This is a genomic window from Methylocella sp. CPCC 101449, from assembly GCF_031921685.1.
Lineage (GTDB): Bacteria > Pseudomonadota > Alphaproteobacteria > Rhizobiales > Beijerinckiaceae > Terripilifer.
Genome location: NZ_JAPDHU010000002.1, coordinates 1,013,412 through 1,036,059 on the forward strand (window position 1 = coordinate 1,013,412; position 22,648 = coordinate 1,036,059).

Genomic DNA, 22,648 nt, shown 5'->3' on the forward strand with positions numbered 1-22,648 from the left:
GCCATTGGCGCGAACTAAAGAGCTTCAGGCCCGTCCAACCTCCCATCCGTTTCCTCGAAGAAATGCCGTCATTCGAGACCAGATAGCACGCGCTTGCGTCCCTGCCCGCCCCAGTGTCATTCTCACGTCATGGCCGCGCTAGACGGCCAGACGCTCCGGAGGAAACGCCATGTTCGCCCGCATCGCAGCCGCCTGCCTGTCCACCGCTGTCCTCCTTGCCTCGGCCGCGCCCGCGGCCGCCGCCTATCCCGATCGGCCGGTGCGCATAATGCTCGGCTTCGCGGCCGGCGGTGGCGCCGACATCATGGCGCGCTGGTATGCGGAGAAGCTCGGCCAGCTTTCCGGCGGCACGTTTCTGGTCGAGAACCGGGTCGGCGCCTCGGGCAATCTGTCGCTTGACGCCGCCGGACACGCCAAGCCGGACGGACTGACGCTGCTGTTCTCCGCCACCGTCGGCACGGCCGGCAATGCCGCTTTGTTCCGCAAAATGCCGATCGACGTCGAAAAGGACATCGTGCCCATCGTCGGTTTCGCCGAAACGCCCTTCGTCATGGTCGTTGCGCCCGATGCCGGCATCAACACGGTCGCCGACCTCACCGCCTTCATCAAGGCGAAAGGCGCCCGCGCCACCTATGGCGCGGCGACCGGCAGCGGCGTGGCCTCATCGGCGCTGTATCTCAACGCCATCGGCGCCGAGGCCACCTATGTCGGCTACAAAGCGACCGCCAATGCGGTGCAGGACGTGACCGGCCGGCAGATCGACTTCGCCTTCGCCGATGTCGTCTACGCCACCGGCCAGGCACGGCAGGGCCGCATCAAAATGCTCGCCATTTCCTCAAACGAACGGTCGCCCACCCTGCCCGATGTGCCAACGTTGAAGGAAACCACCGGCGCGAAGACCGGCGACATCGTCGCCGTCTGGGGCGTCTGGGCGCCCACCGGCACGCCGCCCGATATCCTGCGCCAGCTTGAGCGCTGGACTCTGGACATCACCAACATGCCCGACACGCAGAAGTTTCTCGGCGATCAGGGTGCCACGCCACTTCCGCTGAATACGGCGGATTACAAGGCGAGCTTCGAACGGGCACTCGGCGCGTGGAAGGAAGCGGTGCGGATTGGGAAGATCGAGATTCAGTGATCTGCGGCAGTAGCTGCGACTACAAGCCATCTATGTAGAGAGTTGTTGTGGATGCTTCCGACCCGCTTGTCCTACCTTGCGTGTTTGATTTCCTTTGATTTAATTCAAGCAATCGATCGACGCCTTACATCGATAGGACATAATGCTTCCCACAATAGCCACAATACTTTCGAGCGGTGTAGTTGCAGCTCTAGTGAGTTATATCCTTTCCCTGAACAAGGAGCACTTCGCTTTCAGGCAGAAAAAGGCTGAAGAATTATATCTCGCAGCAGATCGATACATAAAAGATATTTATTCTATCTATCTTTATTACTACCCATACATGAAAGGTGAACGAACCTATGATCAAGTCGTAAAAGATATTGCCGAATTAAAATCGGCACCTAATACATCTCACCCTACGCTTCAGATGCTGACGAAATTTTATTTTCCTGAGATCCTGCCAGCTCTCCAAAAACTAGACGAGGAACGAACGAGGATGAACTTGCTAGTCCATCCGCGGTCGGGGAAAGACTATGACGCCTTTCACAGCGCGATGAAGGCTCTTGGAGAGGCGAGCGACGAGTTGCTACAGGCAATCATTCTCCAAGGTCAACAATTTGCCGGTCTACCGAATCCTCGCGTCCTCTTCGATGCGTGGTTTCGCAAAGGCATAAAATCCAAAACCTGACGTCATCAGAAATCATCCGATATTCACGCAAAATAACTTCACACGCATCACCTACCACCTCTGAGACATCTTCACATTCGCCACCAGAAAATCCAGAAACGCCCGCACGCGCGCCGGCAGGTGTTTGCCTTGGCCAACATAGACGGCATGCACCGCCTCCTCATCGCCGGGGTTAAAATCTTCCAGTAGAGGCACGAGCCTGCCGGCTGCGATATCGGGCGCGGAGTGCCAGCACGACAGGCGGCCGATGCCGGCGCCAGCCAAAAGCATCAGCCGCATCTGTTCGCCGTCGCTGACCAGCGATCCTTCCGGCACGACATTGACGATCTTGCCCTTGCCGTCGCGGAACGGCCAGCCTTCGCTGGTGCGGCGGAAGCAGAAGCCGAGCAGATGATGTTTGGCGAGATCGGCCGGCGTCTTCGGAATGCCATGCGCTTCCACATAGGCGGGCGACGCCACCATCACCATACGGCTCTGGCCCAGGCGACGGGCGATGAGGCCCGGCGAGGTGAGCTGGCCGGCGCGGATGGCGAGATCGGCGCGCTCCTCCATCAGGTCGACCACTTTGTCAGTGAGCGTCAGCTCGACGATGATCTCGGGATTGGCGTCAAGGAAGCGCGGGATCAGCGGAATAAGGTGATGCTGGCCGAACGGCACCAGGCAATTGATGCGCAGTCGGCCGCGCGGCGTGGCGCCAAGCGAGGCCTCGCGCTCGGCCGCTGAAATGTCGGCGAGGATGCGCAGGCCGCTTTCGTAGAAAGCCGACCCCTCCGGCGTCACCTGCAATTTGCGGGTCGAGCGGCGGATCAGGCGGGCGCCGAGCCGGTCTTCCAGCCGGGCGATCAGCTTGCTCACCGCCGAGGGTGTCATGCGCAGGCTGCGCGCCGCCGCCGAAAAGCTTTCCGCCTCGACGACACGGACAAAAACTTCGATTTCGCCGGAGCGGTTGATATCGGATCGGGCCATTGTGAATTCAATTCACAAAAACTGTGCCGAAATCAAGACTGGTTCACAGGCACCCTGCCCCTATTTGTGAAGCTCAACCCGCTTCAGATTCGGGAAAAATCATGCCTGTCGCTCTTTATGCCCTCACCGCCGGTGCCTTTGGCATCGGCGTCACCGAATTCGTCATCATGGGCCTGCTGCTCGACGTCAGCGCCGACCTCCATGTCTCGATTTCCGCCGCCGGCCTTCTCATCTCCGGCTATGCGCTCGGCGTCGTGATCGGCGCGCCGATCCTCGGCGCCATCACCGGCCGGATGACCCACAAGTCCCTGCTCATGGCTCTGATGGTGGTCTTCACCATTGGCAACATCGCCTGTGCCCTGGCGCCCGGCTATTGGAGCCTGATGGCGGCACGTGTTCTCACCGCCTTCGCCCACGCCTCCTTCTTCGGCATCGGCTCGGTCGTCGCCACCGGTCTCGTCCCGCAAGATCGCAAGGCCTCGGCCATCGCCATCATGTTCACCGGCCTGACCGTCGCCAATATTCTGGGCGTGCCCTTCGGCACCTGGCTCGGCCAGCATTTCGGCTGGCGCTCGACCTTCTGGGCCGTCTCCCTCGTCGGCGTCATCGCCTGGGCGGTGATCGCGCTCTTCGTGCCGCAGGATGAGAAGAAGCCGGCTGGCGAAGAAGAAGGTTCGGAAAATCTGCTTGCTGTGCTCGGCCGCGTGCCGGTTCTACTCGGCCTGTTGACCACCGTGCTGTCGTGGATCGGCGTCTTTGCGGCATTCACCTATATCGCGCCGATCCTCACCCGCATCACCGGCTTTTCCGATGCGGCGGTGTCGCCGATCCTTTTGGTCTTCGGCGGCGGCCTGATCGTCGGCAATCTGCTGGGCGGCCGCTTGGCTGACAAGCGTCTGGTGCCGGCACTGCTCGGCAGCCTGCTCGCCTTGTCGGTCGTGCTGATCGCCATGAGCTTCACCCTGCACAATCAGGTGCTGACGGTGATCGCCATCGGCCTGCTCGGCGCCGCCGGTTTCGCCACCGTGCCGCCGCTGCAAACCTGGGTGCTGGAAAAGGCCGAAGGCGCAGGCCAGAGCCTGGCCTCGGGCTTCAACATCGCCGCCTTCAATCTCGGCAATGCCATCGGCGCGTGGCTCGGCGGCTTTGTCATCGATCGCGGTCCGGGCCTTGGCTCAGTGACTTTGGTCGCGGGTTTCGTGCCGCTGCTGGCGCTCGCCGTCGCGCTTTTCTCCTTGCGGCTGGAACGCCGCAAGACCTATCGCGAAGCTGCGGTCGTTTGCCCCGGTGAATGAGAAGGCGACATGATCGCAAGCAGCGCATCAAGCGCCGCCTTGAGGCCCCGATTGAGGCGCTTGTCGCGACGAACCACTACCGCCAATTGTCGATGAAGACGCGGCGAAAGCGGTCGGATCACCAGATCCGACCGCTTTTCCTTGGGCACCGCCATCTCAGGCAGAATGGCGCAGCCAAGGCCTGCGCCAACCATCGCCTTGATGGCTTCGACGCTGCCAAGCGACATCACCGGATTTAATGTCACGCCACTTTTGGCGAACCAGCGATCGACGATCAGCCGCGTATTACCGCCGGGCTCGAACAACAGCAGTGGCAAGGTCGCCATCGCCACCGCCGTCACTTTCTCCGGCAAAGCCGTGCCGCGCGGCGCGATGGCGACGAACGCATCGTCCATCACCGGCGTGATCTCCAGCATGCGGCCGGACGCCGGCAGGGTCACCAAAGCAATGTCGAGCAGATTGTCCTCGACCGCTTTAACGATCTCAGCCGTATTGCCGGTGGCGACGGTGATCTCGAGCCCCGGATGTTTCTGCCGCAGCGCGCCGAGCAGCGGCGGCAGCAGAAAGATGCAGGCCGTGGCACCGGTGCCGAGGCGCACCCGCCCCAAACTGCCGCTGGCATGACGCGCCACCGCCTCAACGGCCGAGGAAACGGCGACCTCGATCTGGCCGGCATGTGCCAGCAGTTCGGCGCCCGCCGCCGTCGGCCGCGCCTTGCGCCCGACGCGCTCGACCAGCGCTGTTCCCAATCGCTGTTCCAACTGCCGGATTTGCAGGCTCACCGCCGGCTGACTGAGCCCGAGCCGCTCGGCCGCAGCCGAAAAACTGCCCTGTTCGATCACCGTGACAAAGGTCGAAAGCGTCGTGAGATTGAGGGTCTTCATCCAAAGATTTTCTCATGATCCGTATAATCATCCAAAGCTTCTTTTATGCTTCGCCATCGGTCATGATCCCGCGCTAAAGAGTTCCGCCAGCGAGCGGAATCGTATGTTTGAGATCGATAGGCCATGGAAAACGACGACTTGACTGAAAATACCCCCAAAACCCGCCCGCTCGTCCGCGATGCCCAGGAAGCGGACATGAGCGCAGTACAAGCGATTTACGCCCACCATGTCCTGCATGGCCTCGCCACGTTCGAGGAAGTGCCGCCGACCGTCGCGGAGATGCTGGCCCGCCGCGCCGCCGTCCTGGATTCGGGCCTGCCCTATCTTGTCGCCGAACGCGACGGCCAAGTGGTCGGCTATTGCTATGGCGCTACCTACCGGCCCCGCCCCGCCTACCGCTATGCGGTCGAGGATTCGATCTATATCGCCCACGGCCTCGACGGACGCGGCATCGGCACGGCGCTGCTCGGCGAACTTATCGCCCGCTGCGAGCGCGGCCCCTGGCGGCAGATGCTGGCGGTCATCGGCAATAGCGGCAATGTCGGCTCCATCGCTCTGCATCGCCGGTTCGGTTTTGAGCATACGGGTACATCCGTCTCGGTCGGCTTCAAGCTCGGCCAATGGGTCGATACGGTGCTGATGCAGCGTGCGCTCGGTGAAGGCGACCGCACCAAGCCGGAATAGGCGGCGATGATCGCGCGCAAGACGGTCCTCTGCCTGGCGATCTCTCAACTCGTCGCCTGGGGCATCTCCTATTATCTCATCGGCGTCTTCGGCGGTCTGATCGCCGCCGATTTCGGCTGGAGCAGCGAGATCGTCTATGGCGGCTTCGCCGCCGCGCTCTTGGTGATGGGCCTGACCTCGCCGCTGATCGGCCGGCTCATCGATCGCAATGGCGGCCGGCCAGTGATGATCGTCGGCGCTCTCCTAAATGCCATCGGCTGCATCGGGCTGGCGCTGAGTGGCGGGCTAATCAGCTATTACGCCGCCTGGATCTGCCTCGGCATCGCCATGCGGCTGACGCTCTATGATGCGGCTTTCGCGGCTCTGGCACGGATCGGCGGCGCTGAAGCGCGGCGGCCGATTTCACAGATCACCCTGCTCGGCGGTCTCGCCTCCACTGTGCTCTGGCCGGTCGGCCACGCGCTTGCCGAACAGTTCGGCTGGCGTGGCGCAGTCGTCGCCTATGCAGGCTTCGCTTTGCTGACCATCCCGCTCTATCTGACGATCCCAACCGCCAGTGCCAAGCCGACCGACGTCATCAAGACTGTTTCGCTCGCACCGCCGCTGGCGAAAAACCCGCGCGATGTCATGATTCTTGGCGCGCTCTACGCCGTCATTGCAAGCATGGCCAATTTTCTTAATGCCGGCATGTCGGCGCATATGGTCGGCGTCCTCACGGGCGTGGGGCTGACCGCCGCGACCGCCGTCTGGGTCTCCGCTCTGCGCGGCGTCGGCCAATCCCTGTCGCGCTTCTGCGAAGTCTTGTTCGGTGGTCGGATCGATCCACTCAAACTCAATCTGCTGGCAACGCTGGTGCTGCCGATCGCTTTCGCCGCCGGATTATTTTCCGGCACATCTCTTACCGCCGCCATCGTCTTCGCGTCTCTCTATGGCGCCGGCAACGGGCTCCTCACCATCACACGCGGCACCATGCCTCTCGTGCTGTTCGATCCGCGCAGCTACGGCACGCTGGTTGGCCGCCTGATCGCCCCAAGCTTCATCTTCTCGGCTGCCGCACCGGTCGTCTATGCCTTCGTCATCGAACGTTTCGGCAACAGCGGCGCGCTCTATCTGTCGCAAGCCGCCGCCGCCATCGCCTTGCTGGCAGGTGTGCTCCTGCTCACCTTGTGTCGGTCGAGACGGCCCGTCTAATGCACCCAGAAAAGACTTGGCGCATTGCCGGCGAGCCGTTCGATTTCGGCCACGTCGTCTTGGCTCAACTGCCCATTGACCGCATCGGCATTCTGCAGCACCTGCTCCGGCGTTGAAGCGCCCGCGATGACGCTCGGCACCGCGCGGCGCGACAGCAGCCAACGGAAAGCCAATTGCAGCATGGTGATGCCGCGCGCCGTGCAGAATTCATCGAGCCGCTCGACGATTTCATAGTTGCGGTCGCGCAGAAAAATATCGGCGAGCATTTCGCTCTTGGTCAAACGGCCTTCTGGCAACGGCAGGTTGCGGCGATATTTGCCGGAGAGGAAACCGCTGGCGAGCGGGAAGAACGGCAACAAGCCAAGTCCATGATGTTCGAGCGCCGGCAGCAGCTCCGCCTCAACGTCACGCGCCAGCAGGCTGTATTGGTTCTGGCTCGAAATGAAGCGTTCGGCATTGAGCTTGTCGGAGGCATGCAGGGCATCGACAAGCTGCCAGGTCGGCATGTTGGACATACCGATGTAGCGCACCTTGCCTTGGCGAACGAGATCGTCGAGCCCGCGCAGGGTTTCCTCGATCGGCGTCACATGGTCGGGGAAATGCAATTGATAGAGATCGATCCACTCGGTGCCGAGGCGTTTCAAGCTCGCTTCGACGGCCGAGATCATATAACGGCGCGAGCCATTGGAATGATGGCTGCTGCGATCGAGAGGCAGACCGAATTTCGTGGCAATGACCGTATCGGCCCGGCGCGCCCCGAGCGCACGACCCAGAATCTCCTCAGAGGCGCCCGAACGATTCATCGGATAGACATCGGCCGTATCGAAGAAATTGACGCCCGCATCGAGCGCCGCATGAATGACCTTGCGCGAAGCCTCCTCATCGAGACGGCCGCCGAAATTGTTGCAGCCGACGCCCAGCGTTGAAACACGCAGGCCCGATCGGCCAACCGTCCGAAACTCCATGGTCTTCTTCCTCTCCCTCGACGTGCTCGATGGCACTTGCCCGCGTGCATAACCTTTACCATCCGACGCGGTCAACGCTTCGGCAAGGAAGCGTAGCTAGACATGAGCAGAGCCTTATCTTACTCTTTGCGACATCGGAGGAAATACGTCACATGAAGCATCGCGTCGAAAAGCTCGCCTGTGTGGCGATGGCTCTCGGTTTGTCTGCCTGTGCGACAGTCGAAAACCTGACACCGACGGCGGCCCGCGCGCCGGCCTCGGGTTCCTACGAAACGCTGCCCGCCGACAGACTAATCGGCAAATGGGGCATGGCCTCCTATCGCGAAGAAAAGGATCGTGCACGCACGGAGCGCATCGCGCGCCAGTGCCGCCAACCCTATGTCATCGCCAAAGGACCGACCGATGGCGTGATGATGCATGTCGCCGACGACTCGCAACAATATGAACTCGCGCTGAAACGCGCGCGCGATGGCAAGACCTATCTCGGCTTCGCCACGCCACCGGGCGACCCGCAGGATCGCGAGATCGTCTCCATGACCGATAAGGAGATGATCATGCGTTTCGTCGATCCGGATGCCAATACGCGTTACGGAACCTTCATCTATGTGCGGTGCTGAGAGAGCTACGATGACCACGCAAGACACGATTTCGACGCGCAGATCGATGCGTCCCTGGCTGGCAGCCGCGATGGTCGCCACCGTGACTTTGCTCGCGCCCTCGTTCGCGCAGGCACAGGCGGCATCTGCCGCCGCCCAGCGCGAGACCATGAACGTCGGCGACGAACCGGGCCGCATCTCCACCGAGGAAACCATCATCCGTGATGGCCCCTATGCACGCCAGCTCGTCTTCTTCCGCTCCAACGAACCACCCGGCACGCTGGTGATCCACACGTCCGAGCGCTTCATCTATTACGTCCTCGGCAACAACCGCGCCTTGCGCTACGGCATCGGTGTCGGCCGCGAAGGCTTTCAATGGTCGGGCCTCGTCAAGGTCAGTCGCAAGGCGGAATGGCCCGACTGGACGCCGCCACCCGAAATGATCACGCGCCAGCCCTATCTGCCGCGCTTCATGGCTGGCGGCCCCGGCAATCCGATGGGCGCGCGCGCCATGTATCTCGGCTCGACCGTCTATCGCATTCACGGCACCAACCAGCCCGAGACCATTGGTCAATCGATTTCGTCTGGCTGTTTCCGTCTCGCCAATGGCGACGTGATCGATCTTTTCTCTCGCACCAATGTCGGTGCGAAAGTCATCATCCGCCATTCCGCGCAGCTCTAATCCGATCGCAAGGACAATCCATGCTCGATCCAATTCGCACTACAGGTCTGGCGCTGGGGCTCACTCTCGCCACGGTCACCCTGCCCGTTCATGCCGGAACCCTCGACGACGTCAAACAGCGCGGCACGCTCTCGTGCGGAGTCAGCACCGGCCTCGGCGGCTTTTCCGAGCGCGACGACAAGGGGCAATGGAGCGGCTTCGACGTCGACTTCTGTCGTGCCATCGCCGCTGCTATTTTTAACGATCCCTCGAAAGTGAGCTACGTACCGCTCAATGCCGCCGATCGTTTCGAAGCCCTGCGCGCTAAACGCATCGACGTGCTGTCACGCAACTCATCGTGGACCTTTGAACGCGAGGCGAGCCTCGGCCTGCTCTTTGCCGGCATCACATATCACGACGGCCAGGGCTTCCTTGTGGCGCGTAAGCCGCAAGTGATCTCGGCCCTCGAACTCAACGACACCTCGGTGTGCGTACAGGATGGCACGACCACCCGCGCCAATCTCGGCGATTTCTTCAAGGCCAATTCCATGACCTATCGCGAAGTGCTCGTCGCTTCGCCGGGCGATGCGATCAAGGCGCTTGAGAAAGGCGAATGCGACGTGTTCACCGCCGACCAGTCGGCGCTCTACGGCGAGCGCCTGAAACTGTCGCAACCCGGCAGCGCCATCGTGCTGCCCGACGTCGTCTCGAAAGAGCCGCTCGGCCCCGCGGTGCGTGGCGACGACGTCGCCTGGTTCAACCTGATCAAATGGACGAATTTCGCCCTCATCAATGCCGAGGATCTCGGCATCGGCACGGCTACGCTCGACGAAGCTTTGAAATCGAGCAAACCGGACGTGCGCCGCTTCACCGGTGCCGAAGGTGGCTTCGGCGCGCAATTGAAGCTCGAGCCTGATTGGGCAGTGCGCGCGGTGCGCGCCGTCGGCAATTACGGCGAGATGTTCGAACGCAATGTCGGCGCAGCGTCCAAACTCGGCATTCCCCGCGGTTTGAACCAGTTGTGGTCGAACGGCGGCATTCTCTACGCGCCGCCGCTGCGTTAGGGCACACAAACGTTACAAATAACTGCCAAGCTATCCACACCCATCGCCGCGATCGTTCAAATTGTAACGATCGCGGCGATCTTTCTTTAGCGTTATTGATTTCAAATCTTCCGAATTGATTGTTCAACGATAAACCGCTCAAGGGCGCGACAGTTTAACGCCAATGACCATTCATCTTGACCACGATTTGCCCCACCTCGCCTCGCGACACCAAGATCTCCTCGGCCAACTAGCCAACGATCCCAGCCACTATATCGAGGAAATCCCGCATCCCACGCAACCGCGCCTGGTTCTCAAAAGCGCCGCCGACGCCGTCGTCGACGAGACGCCAATGAGTCTCGACGCCTTGCAAGCGCTGATCGACCTCATGACCATCGGTGCGCTCGAACGCTGCTATTTCCCCGGCGAGGACCGGCGCGTCGCTTATCGTCTGGCCGGCCGCAAAGCGGCGGCACAGCGCTTGCCGGAGGAACAGCGGCGGATCGCGTGAAGCGCTCGGATGGAACGCGACATCAGATTGTAGAAAACCAAATCTACGCCTCTCGCCGTTGACCTTTGCTCTCGCCCGGTGTTCGTTCGCCGGCAGACCAACAGTGAAGAGGTTGCGCCATGTATGTCGCCATGAACCGTTTCCAAGTCCGCCCCGAGGCGGCGACGGCCTTCGAACAGATGTGGCTGAAGCGCGAAACGCGGCTGCCGGAAGTTCCAGGCTTCCTGTCGTTCCACATGCTGCGCGGGCCACAGCGTGAGGATCACATCCTGTTCTCCTCCTACACGCTGTGGGCTTCACGCGACGCCTTCGAGGCCTGGACGAAATCACCGCAATTCGCTTCCGCCCATAAAGCGGCGGCGAGCAAGACGGGCAGCGATCAGAAGTCCGAGCAGCAGCCCATGACGATTGGCCCGTCGCAGTTCGAAGGGTTCGAAGTGCTGCAGGTGATCGACGGCAAGTCCGTGTCTTCGGGACAGGCTGCGTAAACCCGACGAAACATAGGCGGCAACAAGCCGCCTATTCGTTATCCGCTTATCGATTGAAGCGGATCGGCACGGCCAGCGAAATCGTCCGGCCGCCAATGTTTTCGGGTGGTTGCGGCACCGGGCTCGCCCGCCGCATCATCGCCACCGCCTCGCCGTCCAGCGCCGCATCGCCAGAGCTGCGCACCAGGCTCGACGATAGTACGCGCCCCGACCGATCGATGGTGAAAGCGACGGAGGCAGAGCCGGCGCTATTCGCGCCCGCCGGGAAGCGCTTGTAACGATTAAGATGCGCAATCAGGCTGCCGCGCCAGGAGGCCATCGAGGCTCCCGAAACGGGCGCCGACGCCGCCACCGGCGCCGCGGCACCGGTTTGAGCTGAAAGACGCGAGGCGGCGGCAGCGCGCGGCGGTGCGACACGCTCCGGCTTATGCGTATCCACCTTGGCATGCCGCACTTCGCGCTTCGGTTCCTTCGGCTTCACCTCGCGCACCGGCTTCGGCACGACCTTCGGCATCGGCTTAGGCTCGATCTTGGGCTCGATTTTCGGCTTGGGCGTTTCCATCACCACGTCGCTGTCTTCGACCTTTGGCAAGGGCGCGACCACGGCTTGTTCCGGAGCCGCTTGTTCGGGCACCTGCGGCTCCGCCACTTCAGGTTGAGACGTTTCTTCGGGCGGCGTCGGTTCCGTCTTCACCATGTCTGGCGACGGCGGAATATCGACGTCCGCCAGCTCAGGATCGACCGCCAAAGCGGCGAGTTCGATGACCATGCCTTGCGCCGGTTCGGCGGCTTCCGCCGGCGCCGGCCGCCAGCTAACGGCAAGCCAGACCACCGCTCCGTGCGCCAACGTCACCAGCAATCCGGCTGTCGCCCAGCGCAGGCGCAAGCCCCAGATGTTCTGCCCATCTGCGGGCTGTCCAAAAACGTAGCTGTCCATGGCGATCTCATTCGACGGGCGGCAAGCGAATTCACGCGAAGGCCGGCATCGATCCGTCTATAGCCAAGTATTTCCTTGGCGCAACAAATGTATTTTTTAAATATTATAAGTTTTATCCGTCACAATTGCTTCGACACACTGCGCCGATCCAAGCAGGTACGAGCTACAGGTCTGAAGGACGAAGGTCAGTAAAACCCGTGATTCTACGGAGTGTTTTGACGCCATTTGCGGGAAGACGCCGAGAATAGCCATATCCGGTCTCCACAGCCCCAAAATGCCACGCCGCTTCAGGGAAGCCACTGACTCTTTTCAGGAATATGGCCAAGCTATCTCTGTAAGAATTACAATCTATATATATTCAAAATATATAGTATATGCTTCCGCTATATTCTGCTTGATCCGAACTATATTGTTAATCTAAGGCGCCACACCAAAGAATGGGGGCGCTTTTATGAATTCTAAATGGAATATTCCGGTCATTATACTGACCGCGGCATCCGCTTTCACAACTAGCGCGGCTGCCCAACAATCCACAAACACGACGCCTGAATCGGCTATCGACCTCGACCAGATCACGGTGACGGCGACCCGCAGTCCGCAGCAGGTCCTCGACGTTCCGGCCACCGTGAGCGTCATCACCCGCCAGGAAATCGAAGACCACGGCATCCGCGACATGCAGGATCTCGTGCGTTATCAGCCGGGCGTCAGCGTCAATCGGCAGACGTCGGGCACCGATCCTTTCGGCAATTTCGGCGGCTTCACCATCCGCGGCGTCGGTGGCAACCGGGTGCAGATGCGGGTGGATGGCGTGCGCGTCATCGAGCGCATCACCGACGGCACGCGCGACTTCGTCGGTATGCCCTTCATGAAGAGCGTCGAAATCCTGCGCGGTCCGGGCACCGTGCTGTGGGGCGCCGACGCCTTGGGCGGCATCGTCGCCTACCGCACGCTCGACCCGTCCGACCTGTTGCGCGACCCGGCCAAATCCTACGGCGGTAAGCTCGACACGGCCTTTGACAGTTTCGACCGTTCCTTCGTCAAGACTGCCATCGCGGCGGTACGCATCAATCCCTCGCTCGAAGCCCTCTTCGGCATCAGCCACCGCAGCAACAACGAGGCGCGGCTGAGCCAGGCCCGGGCCGACGGCGGCATCTACGGTTGCCCGGTTCCTTCGCTACGCTACCTGCCCTGCAATCAGCTCAACCCGGTCTCGCAATCGACCCTGAACGGCTTCGCCAAACTGGTCTACCGGCCAACGACCGATCACGAGTTCAAGCTCTCGGGCGAATGGTACGATCGCGATGGCACGGTCAATCAGATCTATGATTACAACGTCGTCAGTCTTGGCATTCGCAACGGGCCTTACCTGCGCAATCAGGTATTGACGCGCAAAACCATATCGCTCGAACACGAATGGAATGTCGGCGCACCTTATCTGGACAGCATCCGCTGGCAGATCTCGCATTCGGAGCAACAGCGCAAGTTCATCAGCGATCGTATCCAACAACTCGCCAACAATCAGCTCCGCTACACCCACGGCTATCTGAGCTATCTGGAAAAATTCACGCAGCTCGACATCCAGGCCAAATCAACTTTCGTACTGGGGCCAAGCCGCCACAAGCTGACCTACGGTTTCCAGGGCGATCTCATGCAGGCCGACTACAATCGGCGTGACGATATCCGCAATCTCACCACCAATGTGCTGACGACCACCATCGCCGGTGGCTTCAATTTCGCCAACTCAACCACCAAGCGTTACGACTTCTTCCTGCAGGACGAGATCGAGCTGTTCGGCGACCGCTGGACGGTGACACCGGGCATTCGTTACGCCAACTACGAGATCAATCCGAAGCCGGGTCCGGGCTATATCTACATTCCCGGTAAGCTGCCGCGCGATCTCGCTGCGCACCGCTTCGTGCCGCAGCTCAGCACCATATTCAAGCTGAACGATACTTACTCGGTCTACGCACGCTATTCCGAAGGCTTCAAAATGCCGACGGCGCAGCAGCTCTTCACCTCCCTGCCCGCCGGCAATCAGGTCGTGATCCCCAATCCGGATCTGCGTCCCGAACAGGCGCAATCCTATGAAGCGGGTATCCGCGGCAAGTTCGCCCAGGGCTGGTTCTCGATCGGCGTCTTCCACACCCGCTACAAGGACTTCATCCAGGAACTCTATCAGGTCAACGCCAGCGACATCACCTCGCGCAATCTGTCGTCGGTGACGATTTCCGGCGTCGAAGCGTCCGCTGAATGGCGCTTCCACGAGCGCTGGCTGGCCAATCTCTCGGTCAGCTATCAATATGGCAACCAACGCGCGACGCCCGGCGCGGCGCAGACGCCTTATACGGACATCAGCCCGCTGACCGCTGTTACCGGTCTCAAATATCAGATGCCCGAACATGGTCTCGAAGCCGAATTCGTCGCGACTTTCGCTTCGGCCGTGACGCGTGCTGCCACATCGACCACGTTCAAGCCGCCGGGTTACAGCGTGTTCGACGCCTATCTCAACTGGAAGCCATTGCCGAATGTGACTTTGCGCGCCGGCATCCAAAACATGTTCGACCGGCGTTATTTCTCGAACGTCTTCCGCTACGACATCGCACCATCAGCCAGTGTGCGTGCCGTCAATCCGCTTGAACTGCAGACCGCACCGGGCCGTACGTTCAAGATCGGCGCGACGATCGATTTTTAAGAAGCCGTACATGCGAACGGTGCCGGCCTCGCGCCTGGCACCGTTCCGCCGTTCAGGAGTAGCCTTATGTTAGATCAAACCGCCGACCGCGAAATCCTCGATGTTGCGGTAGAAACCATTCTCGCCCTTTTGCCCCAGATGGGACGCATCATGCTCGGCACACAGGCCGGCGGCGCCACCCACGAGAGAATAGGCGAAGTTGCATCCATCACCATCGACAATGGAACGGCGCGACTGTCGGGACCATGCCACGACAGCCAGATCGATCTCGCTCGGATCGCGGCGGTCATCGCCGATCGCTCCGGACGGATGCGTGAACGCATTTTGCCGAAACTCGAAATGCAGGACCGCGACGGCGTCACTTTATTCAGCCTGCATGCACTCGACGGCCCCGAGCCTTTCGACAAAGCATTAGCGCCCTTCGGTCCCGGCCGCCCCGTCGCCCCACCCGAGAAAAAAACCTCATCTCCAGCGCAGGACGTGTCGGCCGACGATTTGGCAATCGTCACCTTCCAGGCGGCGCGCGAAAGCGGTGAGCCCATCACCATCGAAATGCACCGCCCGGGCCTCATCCAGGCTTGGACCGGCGAAGTGCCCGAACCGAAGCCGGCCATGGGCTTCATCAACGTCATGACCAAGGATTTTCACCTGCACCTGATGGTCGGCGCGGTCGCGCGCTGGCGCAAACTCAGCGACGGGAAGGACATTGAGCTACATGCTGAAACGGCCGATGGGGCGCTGACCGGCCTGGTGCTGCGCGGCACACCGCAGGCCTTCGTCCATCTGACGGAAACGATCCATCATGGTTGAAGCGATACCTGCATCGATCCCGCACCATCGCGCCCGCTGGATCGACCCGCAAACCCGCCGTGAAATCGCCCAAAGCGAGCTGATGGCGCGCATGGCCGCGCAACAGGTCATTTTGCTCGGCGAAACCCACGACATCGCCGAAATCCACCGCTGGCAATTGCAGGTCTTGACCTGCCTGCATCTGCTGCGTCCACGCATGGTCGTCGGTTTCGAAATGTTTCCGCGCCGCGTGCAGCCCGTCCTCGATGCCTGGGTGGCGCAGGAGCTGACGACAGATGAATTCATCGAACGTAGCGAATGGGCAAAGGTGTGGGGTTTCGATCCGGCCATCTATCTGCCGCTGTTCTATTTCTGCCGGCAGCAGAACGTGCCGATGCGAGCGCTGAACTGCACACGCTCGCTGGTAACCCGCGTCGGCCAGCTCGGCTGGGACGCCATTCCCGTCGAGGAACGCGACAGCGTCACCCCTTCGGCCCCGGCGACACAAGCCTATCGCGACTACCTGCTGAGATTGATGGCTGGCGTCACGGCCCGCGATGCCTCCTTCGCCGCGCCGGAACGGTTCGATCGTTTCGTGCGGGCGCAACAGGTCTGGGACCGCTCCTTCGCCTGTGCCATCGCCGATTGCCTGGAAGGGCAGCCAGACGATCCCCTTGTCGTCGGCATCATCGGACGCGGCCATCTCGAATATGGCCATGGCACGCCCTATCAGTTGCGCGATCTCGGCATCAACCGGATCGGCATTCTGCTGCCGACCGACAACGACAGCCATGATGTGAACGCCCTCTCCGGCCTTGCCGACGGCCTCTTCCGGCTCGCCTATCCGGAACCGCCGGCCGACCGGCGGCCTGTCGCGCCGAGGGCCAGCGCATGAGCACCCTCGCCAGCCAGTTCATCCGCCTCACCCGCCTTTGCATCGCCGGCGAAGGCGGCCCGATCGGCCTGTTCTACGTCTTCATCCTGTTCGCGCTCGGTCTTGGCGGTATCTGGATCACGGTGCAGATCATCGGCTGGACCGCCGTCTTCTACAACGCCTTGCAAAAGCTCGATGTCGACACCGCGATCTGGCAGATCGGCGTGTTCTTCTGCCTGATCGGCGCCAGCGCCGCCATGTTCTTGACGGCCACTTATCTGCGTAAAATGCTGATCATCCGCTGGCGGCGGACATTGACCGAGGCCGTGCTCGACCGCTGGCTCACCGGCAAGGCCTATTGGCATCTGCGCGACCGCAAGGATGGCGGCATCGACAATCCCGATCAGCGCATCGCCGAAGATTGCCGCATCTATGTCGACAAGCTCACCGGCGAAGCCGTCGAACTGATGGTCAATATCGTCGCGATCGTCTGGTATGTCAGCATCGTCTGGGGCCTCTCGACCTTTCCGCTTTCCATTACGCTGTTCGGGCTGAGCATTGAAATCCCGCGTTACATGGTCTGGGCCGCCCCGATCTATGTGGTGATCGCCAGTACGGCCACTCATCTACTCGGCGCACCGCTCAAGAACATCAATTTCGAGCAACAGCGCCGCGAAGGCGATTTCCGTTTCGCGCTGTCGCGCTTTCGCGAGCATGTCGAGGCGGTGGCGCTCGCCAATGGCGAGGAGGCCGAGCGCCGCCTGTTGCGCGATCGCTTCCGCGCCGTGCTCGACAATTGGCGCCTGCTGGCCCGGCGCGATTTGATCCTCGGCTGTTTCACCCGGCCCTACATGCAGACGGTGCTGCGCATTCCGCTGTTCCTGGCACTGCCGGCCTTTCTCGCCGGCAAGATCACGTTCGGCGGCTTGATGCAGATCAGCTCCGCCTTTTCCAATGTCGTCACCACGCTTTCGTGGTTCATCTTCTCCTATCGCGACCTGGCGGAACTGGCGGCAGCCGCCAATCGCCTCGCCTTCTTCCTCGATGCCGCGGAAAACGCCGGGCGGCAGATCGCGCAGCCGCAGATCGCCACGGCCTCGGACAGTCGCTTGACGATCGATGATGTGCGTCTCTCGACACCGTCAGGCAAAATGCTGCCGCCATTCGAACGTCTCGACCTGCAAGCCGGCACATCCTATTGGCTGTCGGGTCCATCCGGTCGCGGCAAAAGCACGTTGACCAAGGCGATCGCCGGCCTGTGGCCGCATGCACAAGGCCGCATCGACAAACCGGAAGCCGACATCGCTTTCATGCCGCAGCAAGCCTATCTGCCGCTTGGCAGCCTGCATGCCGCTCTGGCCTATCCGCTCGATCCGCATGAAATCACCGAAGAGCGTTTCCTCGAAGCCCTGAAACTGGTCGGGCTCGAGCGCCTGAGCGGTCTGGAAGGCACGGCCTGGGAGGAGACACGGCGCGGCCTGTCCGGCGGCGAACGTCAACGGCTAGCGCTTGCCCGATTGATTCTGCAACAACCGGATTGGGCTTTCCTCGACGAAGCTACCAGCGCGCTCGATCAAGAGAGCGAAACCACGCTGTTGCAGAACCTGCGAACGACGCTTCCGCACACAACATTCGTCTTCATCGCCCATCGCCCGCCACAAGGCGCCGGACGGTTCGAGAAGATCGACCTCTAAGACAACTCGTTCACATTCAGCACGATACACCTCGCCACATCGCATCGTCTTTCGATCGATGCGATGTGCATTCAAAAACTGCAAAATATTGCAGCTTAAGCGCGTCTTTTCCCGCTTGATCCCGAACCCTATTCGGATCACCCTGCTCACAAATATACTGACGCACAATTACGGTGCGCGGTGATGGGATGATCCGAACCAAGGGAGGCTTACATGGCCAATGCTCGGGGCAGTTCGCGTCGTGTCTTCTTGAAAACTGTCGTTGCTGCCGGAGCGACCGGAACGGTGGCCGGCGCGCAAGTCGCCAATGCTGCGGCACCGGCCGAACATCTCGACCTCCCTCCCCCTAAGCCCAGCGCCCTGCCGCCGAATGCCCAGGTCGCCGCCGCCGAAGTGGGACAGGTGCCGAACGCACCGGAAGAAAGCCGCAAGCCCGGCTCCGATTTCATGGTCGATGTCATGAAGTCCCTCAACTTCGACTACCTACTGACCAATCCGGCCTCGAGCGTTCGCAGTTTTCATGAGTCGCTGATCAACTATGGCGGCAACAAGATGCCGGAGATGCTGACTTGCATGCACGAAGAGTCGGCGATCGGCATGGCGCACGGCTATTTCAAGATCACCGGCAAGCCGATCCCCGTTTTGGTGCACGGGACGGTCGGATTGCAGCATGCAACCATGGGGATTTTCAACGCCTGGTGCGATCGCGTTCCCATCATCGTCATCGGCGGCAATCATCTCGATGCCGCGACGCGGCCGCCCGGCGTGCCGACATTCCATGCCGCACAAGACCCCAATGCGATCATCCGCGATTTCACCAAATGGGATGACCAGCCGGTTTCGCTGAACCACTTCGCGCAATCGATGGTGCGGGCTTATCGCATCGCGATGACGCCGCCCTACGAACCGGTGGCGATCTCCCTCGATGCGGGTTTACAGGAAGTCCCTTATCCGAAGGGCGAAAAACTCCAGATTCCAAAATACGTCGCCAGCGCACCACCGCAGGCCGATGCGGCGGCGCTGCGCGAAGCGGCCAAACTGCTCGCCGAGGCGGAAAATCCGGTGATCATCGCCGACCGCGCGGCACGTACGCTCGCCGGTATGCGCCTTGTCACCGAACTCGCAGAAACCTTGCAGGCGCCGGTGATCGATCAACTCGGCCGGCTCAATATCGCGACCAATCACTATCTCAATCAATCCGCCCGCGGTCGCGCGCTGATCGCGCAAGCCGACGTCATACTTGGTCTGGAACTGTCGGATTTCTGGGGCACGGTGAACGGCTACATCGACAACGAGGACAATCACGGCCACGGTTTGCAGGAGCGTGGAACCAAGCCATCAGCTAAGCTGATCTCGATTTCCGCGACGGAACTGTTGAGCAAGTCCAACTTCCAGGATTTCCAGCGCTTCCAGCCGGTCGATATCGGCATGGCCGGGGATGCCGAGGCTTCGCTTCCCTTGCTCATCGAATATATCAAATCGGCTCTGCCGGCGGGCAAGAAGGATGCGCTCAGCCAGCGCGCCGAACGCATGAAGAAGGCCTGGGCGGAAAACCGCGCCCGTTCCATTGCCGCGGCCGGCATCGCCTGGGACGCCCAGCCGATCAGCACGGCGCGGCTCTGCGCCGAAATCTGGAATCAGATCAAAGGCGAAGACTGGTCCATGGTCAGCCGCGATTCCTTCCATAGCTCCTGGCCGACACGGCTCTGGCCTTTCGACAAGTATTATCAATTCATCGGCGCTTCGGGCGGATACGGCGTCGGCTACGGCGCACCGGCCGCCGTTGGCGCGGCGCTTGCCAACCGGGCCTTCGGCCGTTTCTCGCTCAACATCCAGTCGGACGGCGATCTGATGTATGCGCCCGGCGTGTTGTGGACCGCCGCGCATCACAAGATCCCGCTCTTGAACGTGATGCACAACAACCGTGGCTATCACCAGGAGGTGATGCACGTGCAACGCATGTCGAACCGGCATGATCGCGTCGCCAATCTCGGCGGCGGCTCGGTGCCCGTCGGCACCGGCATCGAAAATCCCAACATCGACTACGCCCGGCTGGCATCTTCACTGGGCATGTGGTCAGCCGGGCCGATCACCGATCCAAAAGATCTGGCGCCGGCGCTCAAGCGGGCCGTCGAAGTCGTCAAAAGTGGCGAGCCGGCGCTCGTCGATGTCGTGTGCCAGCCGAGGTAAGCTGATGACCAGAAGCTTTTTGCAATTCGCGTCCCTCAGCTTTGCCGTCCTCGTCGGCTCGTCTTTGCAAGCCACTGCGGCTGATGACACCGGCCATGCGCAGTTTCTGAAATATGGCTGCTGGCAATGTCACGGAACCGAGGGCCAAGGCACTTCGGCCGGCCCGAAACTCGCTCCGGAGCCGCTGCCTTACGAAGCTTTCTCGGCTTTCGTCAGAAGCAGTTCGCGGCAGATGCCGCCGTTCCGTGAGCAGGTTCTCCCTGACCAGGATTTGCAGGCGATCCACGCCTACCTGTCGTCGCGGCCGCCGGCCGTCGACGTGAAGAAATTCATCGACCCTTAGAAAAAAGGGCCGCCACTCATCCGAGCGGCGGCCCTTTCATTTTAGGCCGAAATGGCACCGAAGCGGCCACTCTGGAAGTCGGTGATCGCCTGCACGATCTCGTCCTTGGTGTTCATCACGAACGGGCCGTGCATGACCACCGGCTCGTCGATCGGCTCACCGGCCAGAACCAGCAGACGAACGTTGCCATTGGCTTCGATCGTCACTTCGCTGCCCTTCTGATCGAGCAGGACGAATTCAGCCTCGCGCGCAATGGCCTCGCCGTTCACTTCGACCGTGCCTTCCAGCACGACCACAGCGGCGGTGTGACCCTCCGGCACTGGCAGACGCGCCGTCGCGCCCGGCTTCAACGCCACATCCCACACCTCAATCGGCGTGAAAGTGTGTGCGGGGCCGCGCTTACCTTCGAACTCGCCAGCGATTACCCGCAATGTGCCTGCCCCTTCGGACAGATCGACGGCGGGAATATCGGCGTCGAGCAGGCTCTGATAACCGGGCTCGGCATTCTTGTCCTTCTTCGGCAGATTGACCCAGAGCTGCACCATCTGCAGCGTGCCGCCCTTGGCGGTGAACGCCCTGGAATGGAATTCCTCATGCAGGATGCCGCCGGCGGCTGTCATCCACTGCACGTCACCCGGTCCGATCACGCCGCCACGGCCCGTCGAGTCCCGATGCTCGACCTCGCCCTTGTAGACGATGGTCACGGTCTCGAAGCCGCGATGCGGATGGGTGCCGACACCACGCGGCGTCTTGGCCGGCGTGAAGTCGGCCGGGCCGGCATAGTCGAGCAGCAGAAACGGGCTGATATGCTGGCCGTGGCTGCCATGGGAAAACAGCGAGCGGACGGGAAAGCCGTCACCGACCCAATGCGGCCGCGGGCTGCTGTAAGTTCCGAGAACTTTTTTCATCTCACACTCCTTGTCGCGACGCCCATAGCGTTTCTGTGTTTGATGGAGCCATCAAACGCCAAGAAGACGCGTCAAAATAAGGACGCCGACGTTGGCAAAGAGATAAATCCGCACCAAAAATCCTGTAGAGGGCGATTTTGCGCTAGACTGTCCTAAGGATAGGACAATTCATGAAAGATCTAAACGACTTCAGGCTCTTCGTCGATGTAGTTGAGCAAAAAGGCTTTTCCGCTGCCGCGCGAAAGCTCGGCATGCCCCGTTCGCGGCTCAGCCGACGCATCGGCCTGCTCGAGGAAAGCCTGGGCGTCCGCCTGATCCAGCGTTCGACCCGGCAATTCGCCGTTACTGACGTCGGTCACGAATTCTATCGCCACTGCCTGGCCATGGTGGTGGAAGCGGAAGCGGCGACCGAAGCCGTCCAACGCATGCATGGCGAACCGCGCGGTCTCGTGCGGGTGAGCTGCCCGGCGTCGATGATCTACTTTCAGGTCGGCGCGATGATCGCCCGCTTCATGGCCGCCTGCCCGCATGTCGAAATCATGCTGGACAGCACCAATCGTCGGGTCGATGTCATCAGCGAAGGCTTCGATCTTGCCATCCGCGTGCGCTTTCCGCCGCTCGACGACAGCGATCTGGTCATCCGCAAACTCGCCGACAGCACCCAAAGGCTGGTGGCGAGCCCGGTCCTCGTCAAAGACCTCTCACACCAGCTCGTCCCAGCCGACCTCACCACCCTGCCGAGCCTCGCCTGGGGGCCGGCGAACAGCGAGCACGAATGGTGCCTCGACGGCCCCGATGGCGCGACGGCGAAAATCCCGCACCGGCCGCGGCTTTTGACCGAGGACATGGTGGCGCTGCGCGAAGCAGCTCTCGCCGGCATCGGCGTCTGCCAATTTCCGACCCTGGTGGTGCATGACGATCTCAAAGCTGGTCGCCTGGTCGACATTCTGCCGGGCTGGGCGCCGCGCACAGGCATCATCCATGCTGCTTTTCCATCCCGACGCGGCCTTCTGCCTTCGGTGCGCGCGCTGATGGATTTTCTTGCCGCCGAATATGCCGAACTCAGCCGTATCGAAGCGCGGGACAGCCGGGGATCTTAAATGGCGCGGCAATTGCAGCCAAAGTACAC

Annotated in this window: 22 protein-coding genes; 17 read left to right on the forward strand and 5 right to left on the reverse strand. The window is 61.3% G+C overall.

The window, feature by feature from the left end; genetic code table 11:
- The first annotated feature begins 169 nt into the window (after positions 1-169).
- Positions 170-1,138, forward strand: a complete 969-nt coding sequence (locus OIM99_RS15630) for a tripartite tricarboxylate transporter substrate binding protein (RefSeq protein WP_311851352.1) — start codon at positions 170-172, stop codon at positions 1,136-1,138.
- Between the two features lie 193 nt (positions 1,139-1,331).
- Positions 1,332-1,808: a hypothetical protein gene (locus OIM99_RS15635; RefSeq protein ID WP_311851353.1), complete on the forward strand. Its 477-nt coding sequence runs from the start codon at positions 1,332-1,334 to the stop codon at positions 1,806-1,808.
- Positions 1,809-1,859: 51 nt separating this feature from the next.
- Here the strand turns inward: OIM99_RS15635 and OIM99_RS15640 are convergent, their stop codons facing one another.
- A complete protein-coding gene (locus OIM99_RS15640; protein WP_311851354.1) occupies positions 1,860-2,774 on the reverse strand; it encodes a LysR family transcriptional regulator in 915 nt (304 codons plus the stop codon).
- Positions 2,775-2,875: 101 nt separating this feature from the next.
- Between OIM99_RS15640 and OIM99_RS15645 the strand changes: the two genes are divergently transcribed.
- Positions 2,876-4,069 (forward strand): MFS transporter, encoded by a 1,194-nt coding sequence (locus OIM99_RS15645; protein ID WP_311851355.1) that lies wholly within the window; start codon positions 2,876-2,878, stop codon positions 4,067-4,069.
- Here the strand turns inward: OIM99_RS15645 and OIM99_RS15650 are convergent.
- Complete coding sequence (locus OIM99_RS15650) at positions 4,033-4,953, reverse strand: LysR family transcriptional regulator (RefSeq protein ID WP_311851356.1); 921 nt, start codon at positions 4,951-4,953, stop codon at positions 4,033-4,035. The two genes, OIM99_RS15645 and OIM99_RS15650, sit on opposite strands and share 37 nt — an antisense overlap.
- A gap of 123 nt (positions 4,954-5,076) precedes the next feature.
- Here OIM99_RS15650 and OIM99_RS15655 point away from each other — a divergent pair, with 123 nt between their 5' ends.
- Both OIM99_RS15655 and OIM99_RS15660 read left to right on the forward strand, forming a co-directional pair.
- On the forward strand, positions 5,077-5,637 hold the full coding sequence (locus OIM99_RS15655) for an N-acetyltransferase family protein (protein ID WP_311851357.1): 561 nt from the start codon (positions 5,077-5,079) through the stop codon (positions 5,635-5,637).
- 6 nt (positions 5,638-5,643) lie between these two features.
- Complete coding sequence (locus tag OIM99_RS15660) at positions 5,644-6,828, forward strand: MFS transporter (protein ID WP_311851358.1); 1,185 nt, start codon at positions 5,644-5,646, stop codon at positions 6,826-6,828.
- Here the strand turns inward: OIM99_RS15660 and OIM99_RS15665 are convergent.
- Positions 6,825-7,793, reverse strand: a complete 969-nt coding sequence (locus OIM99_RS15665) for an aldo/keto reductase (protein ID WP_311851359.1) — start codon at positions 7,791-7,793, stop codon at positions 6,825-6,827. The two genes, OIM99_RS15660 and OIM99_RS15665, sit on opposite strands and share 4 nt — an antisense overlap.
- Before the next feature lie 152 nt (positions 7,794-7,945).
- Between OIM99_RS15665 and OIM99_RS15670 the strand changes: the two genes are divergently transcribed.
- From OIM99_RS15670 to OIM99_RS15690, 5 genes are all read left to right on the forward strand, one after another.
- Positions 7,946-8,410 (forward strand): hypothetical protein, encoded by a 465-nt coding sequence (locus tag OIM99_RS15670; RefSeq protein ID WP_311851360.1) that lies wholly within the window; start codon positions 7,946-7,948, stop codon positions 8,408-8,410.
- 10 nt (positions 8,411-8,420) lie between these two features.
- The gene (locus OIM99_RS15675; RefSeq protein WP_311851361.1) at positions 8,421-9,071 is read left to right on the forward strand and encodes a L,D-transpeptidase; all 651 of its coding nucleotides are present in this window, start codon (positions 8,421-8,423) and stop codon (positions 9,069-9,071) included.
- A gap of 20 nt (positions 9,072-9,091) precedes the next feature.
- Positions 9,092-10,114: an amino acid ABC transporter substrate-binding protein gene (locus OIM99_RS15680; protein ID WP_311851362.1), complete on the forward strand. Its 1,023-nt coding sequence runs from the start codon at positions 9,092-9,094 to the stop codon at positions 10,112-10,114.
- A 163-nt stretch (positions 10,115-10,277) separates the two neighbouring features.
- Positions 10,278-10,604: a hypothetical protein gene (locus OIM99_RS15685; protein WP_311851363.1), complete on the forward strand. Its 327-nt coding sequence runs from the start codon at positions 10,278-10,280 to the stop codon at positions 10,602-10,604.
- A gap of 119 nt (positions 10,605-10,723) precedes the next feature.
- Positions 10,724-11,092: an antibiotic biosynthesis monooxygenase gene (locus OIM99_RS15690; RefSeq protein ID WP_311851364.1), complete on the forward strand. Its 369-nt coding sequence runs from the start codon at positions 10,724-10,726 to the stop codon at positions 11,090-11,092.
- Between the two features lie 46 nt (positions 11,093-11,138).
- Here the strand turns inward: OIM99_RS15690 and OIM99_RS15695 are convergent, their stop codons facing one another.
- Positions 11,139-12,029, reverse strand: coding sequence for a TonB family protein (locus OIM99_RS15695; RefSeq protein WP_311851365.1), 891 nt, complete (start codon positions 12,027-12,029; stop codon positions 11,139-11,141).
- 451 nt (positions 12,030-12,480) lie between these two features.
- Between OIM99_RS15695 and OIM99_RS15700 the strand changes: the two genes are divergently transcribed.
- The 6 genes from OIM99_RS15700 to OIM99_RS15725 all read left to right on the forward strand — a co-directional run bounded on the left by OIM99_RS15700 (position 12,481) and on the right by OIM99_RS15725 (position 20,611).
- Entirely contained in the window at positions 12,481-14,721 is a 2,241-nt protein-coding gene (locus OIM99_RS15700; RefSeq protein WP_311851366.1) for a TonB-dependent hemoglobin/transferrin/lactoferrin family receptor, read from the forward strand.
- A gap of 66 nt (positions 14,722-14,787) precedes the next feature.
- On the forward strand, positions 14,788-15,531 hold the full coding sequence (locus OIM99_RS15705; protein ID WP_311851367.1) for a hypothetical protein: 744 nt from the start codon (positions 14,788-14,790) through the stop codon (positions 15,529-15,531).
- Entirely contained in the window at positions 15,524-16,405 is an 882-nt protein-coding gene (locus OIM99_RS15710; RefSeq protein ID WP_311851368.1) for a ChaN family lipoprotein, read from the forward strand. Before OIM99_RS15705 ends, OIM99_RS15710 begins: the two co-directional genes overlap by 8 nt.
- A complete protein-coding gene (locus tag OIM99_RS15715) occupies positions 16,402-18,078 on the forward strand; it encodes an ABC transporter ATP-binding protein/permease (RefSeq protein ID WP_311851369.1) in 1,677 nt (558 codons plus the stop codon). The genes OIM99_RS15710 and OIM99_RS15715 overlap by 4 nt, the downstream gene beginning before the upstream one ends.
- A 213-nt stretch (positions 18,079-18,291) precedes the next feature.
- Positions 18,292-20,268, forward strand: a complete 1,977-nt coding sequence (locus OIM99_RS15720; protein WP_311851371.1) for a thiamine pyrophosphate-dependent enzyme — start codon at positions 18,292-18,294, stop codon at positions 20,266-20,268.
- Positions 20,269-20,272: 4 nt separating this feature from the next.
- Positions 20,273-20,611, forward strand: a complete 339-nt coding sequence (locus OIM99_RS15725) for a cytochrome c (protein ID WP_311851373.1) — start codon at positions 20,273-20,275, stop codon at positions 20,609-20,611.
- Positions 20,612-20,652: 41 nt separating this feature from the next.
- Here OIM99_RS15725 and OIM99_RS15730 read toward each other — a convergent pair whose 3' ends face one another.
- Positions 20,653-21,519 (reverse strand): pirin family protein, encoded by an 867-nt coding sequence (locus tag OIM99_RS15730; RefSeq protein ID WP_311851374.1) that lies wholly within the window; start codon positions 21,517-21,519, stop codon positions 20,653-20,655.
- Positions 21,520-21,689: 170 nt separating this feature from the next.
- On the opposite strand from OIM99_RS15730, the gene OIM99_RS15735 reads away from it, so the two are divergent.
- Positions 21,690-22,619: a LysR family transcriptional regulator gene (locus OIM99_RS15735; protein WP_311851375.1), complete on the forward strand. Its 930-nt coding sequence runs from the start codon at positions 21,690-21,692 to the stop codon at positions 22,617-22,619.
- Positions 22,620-22,648 lie beyond the last annotated feature (29 nt).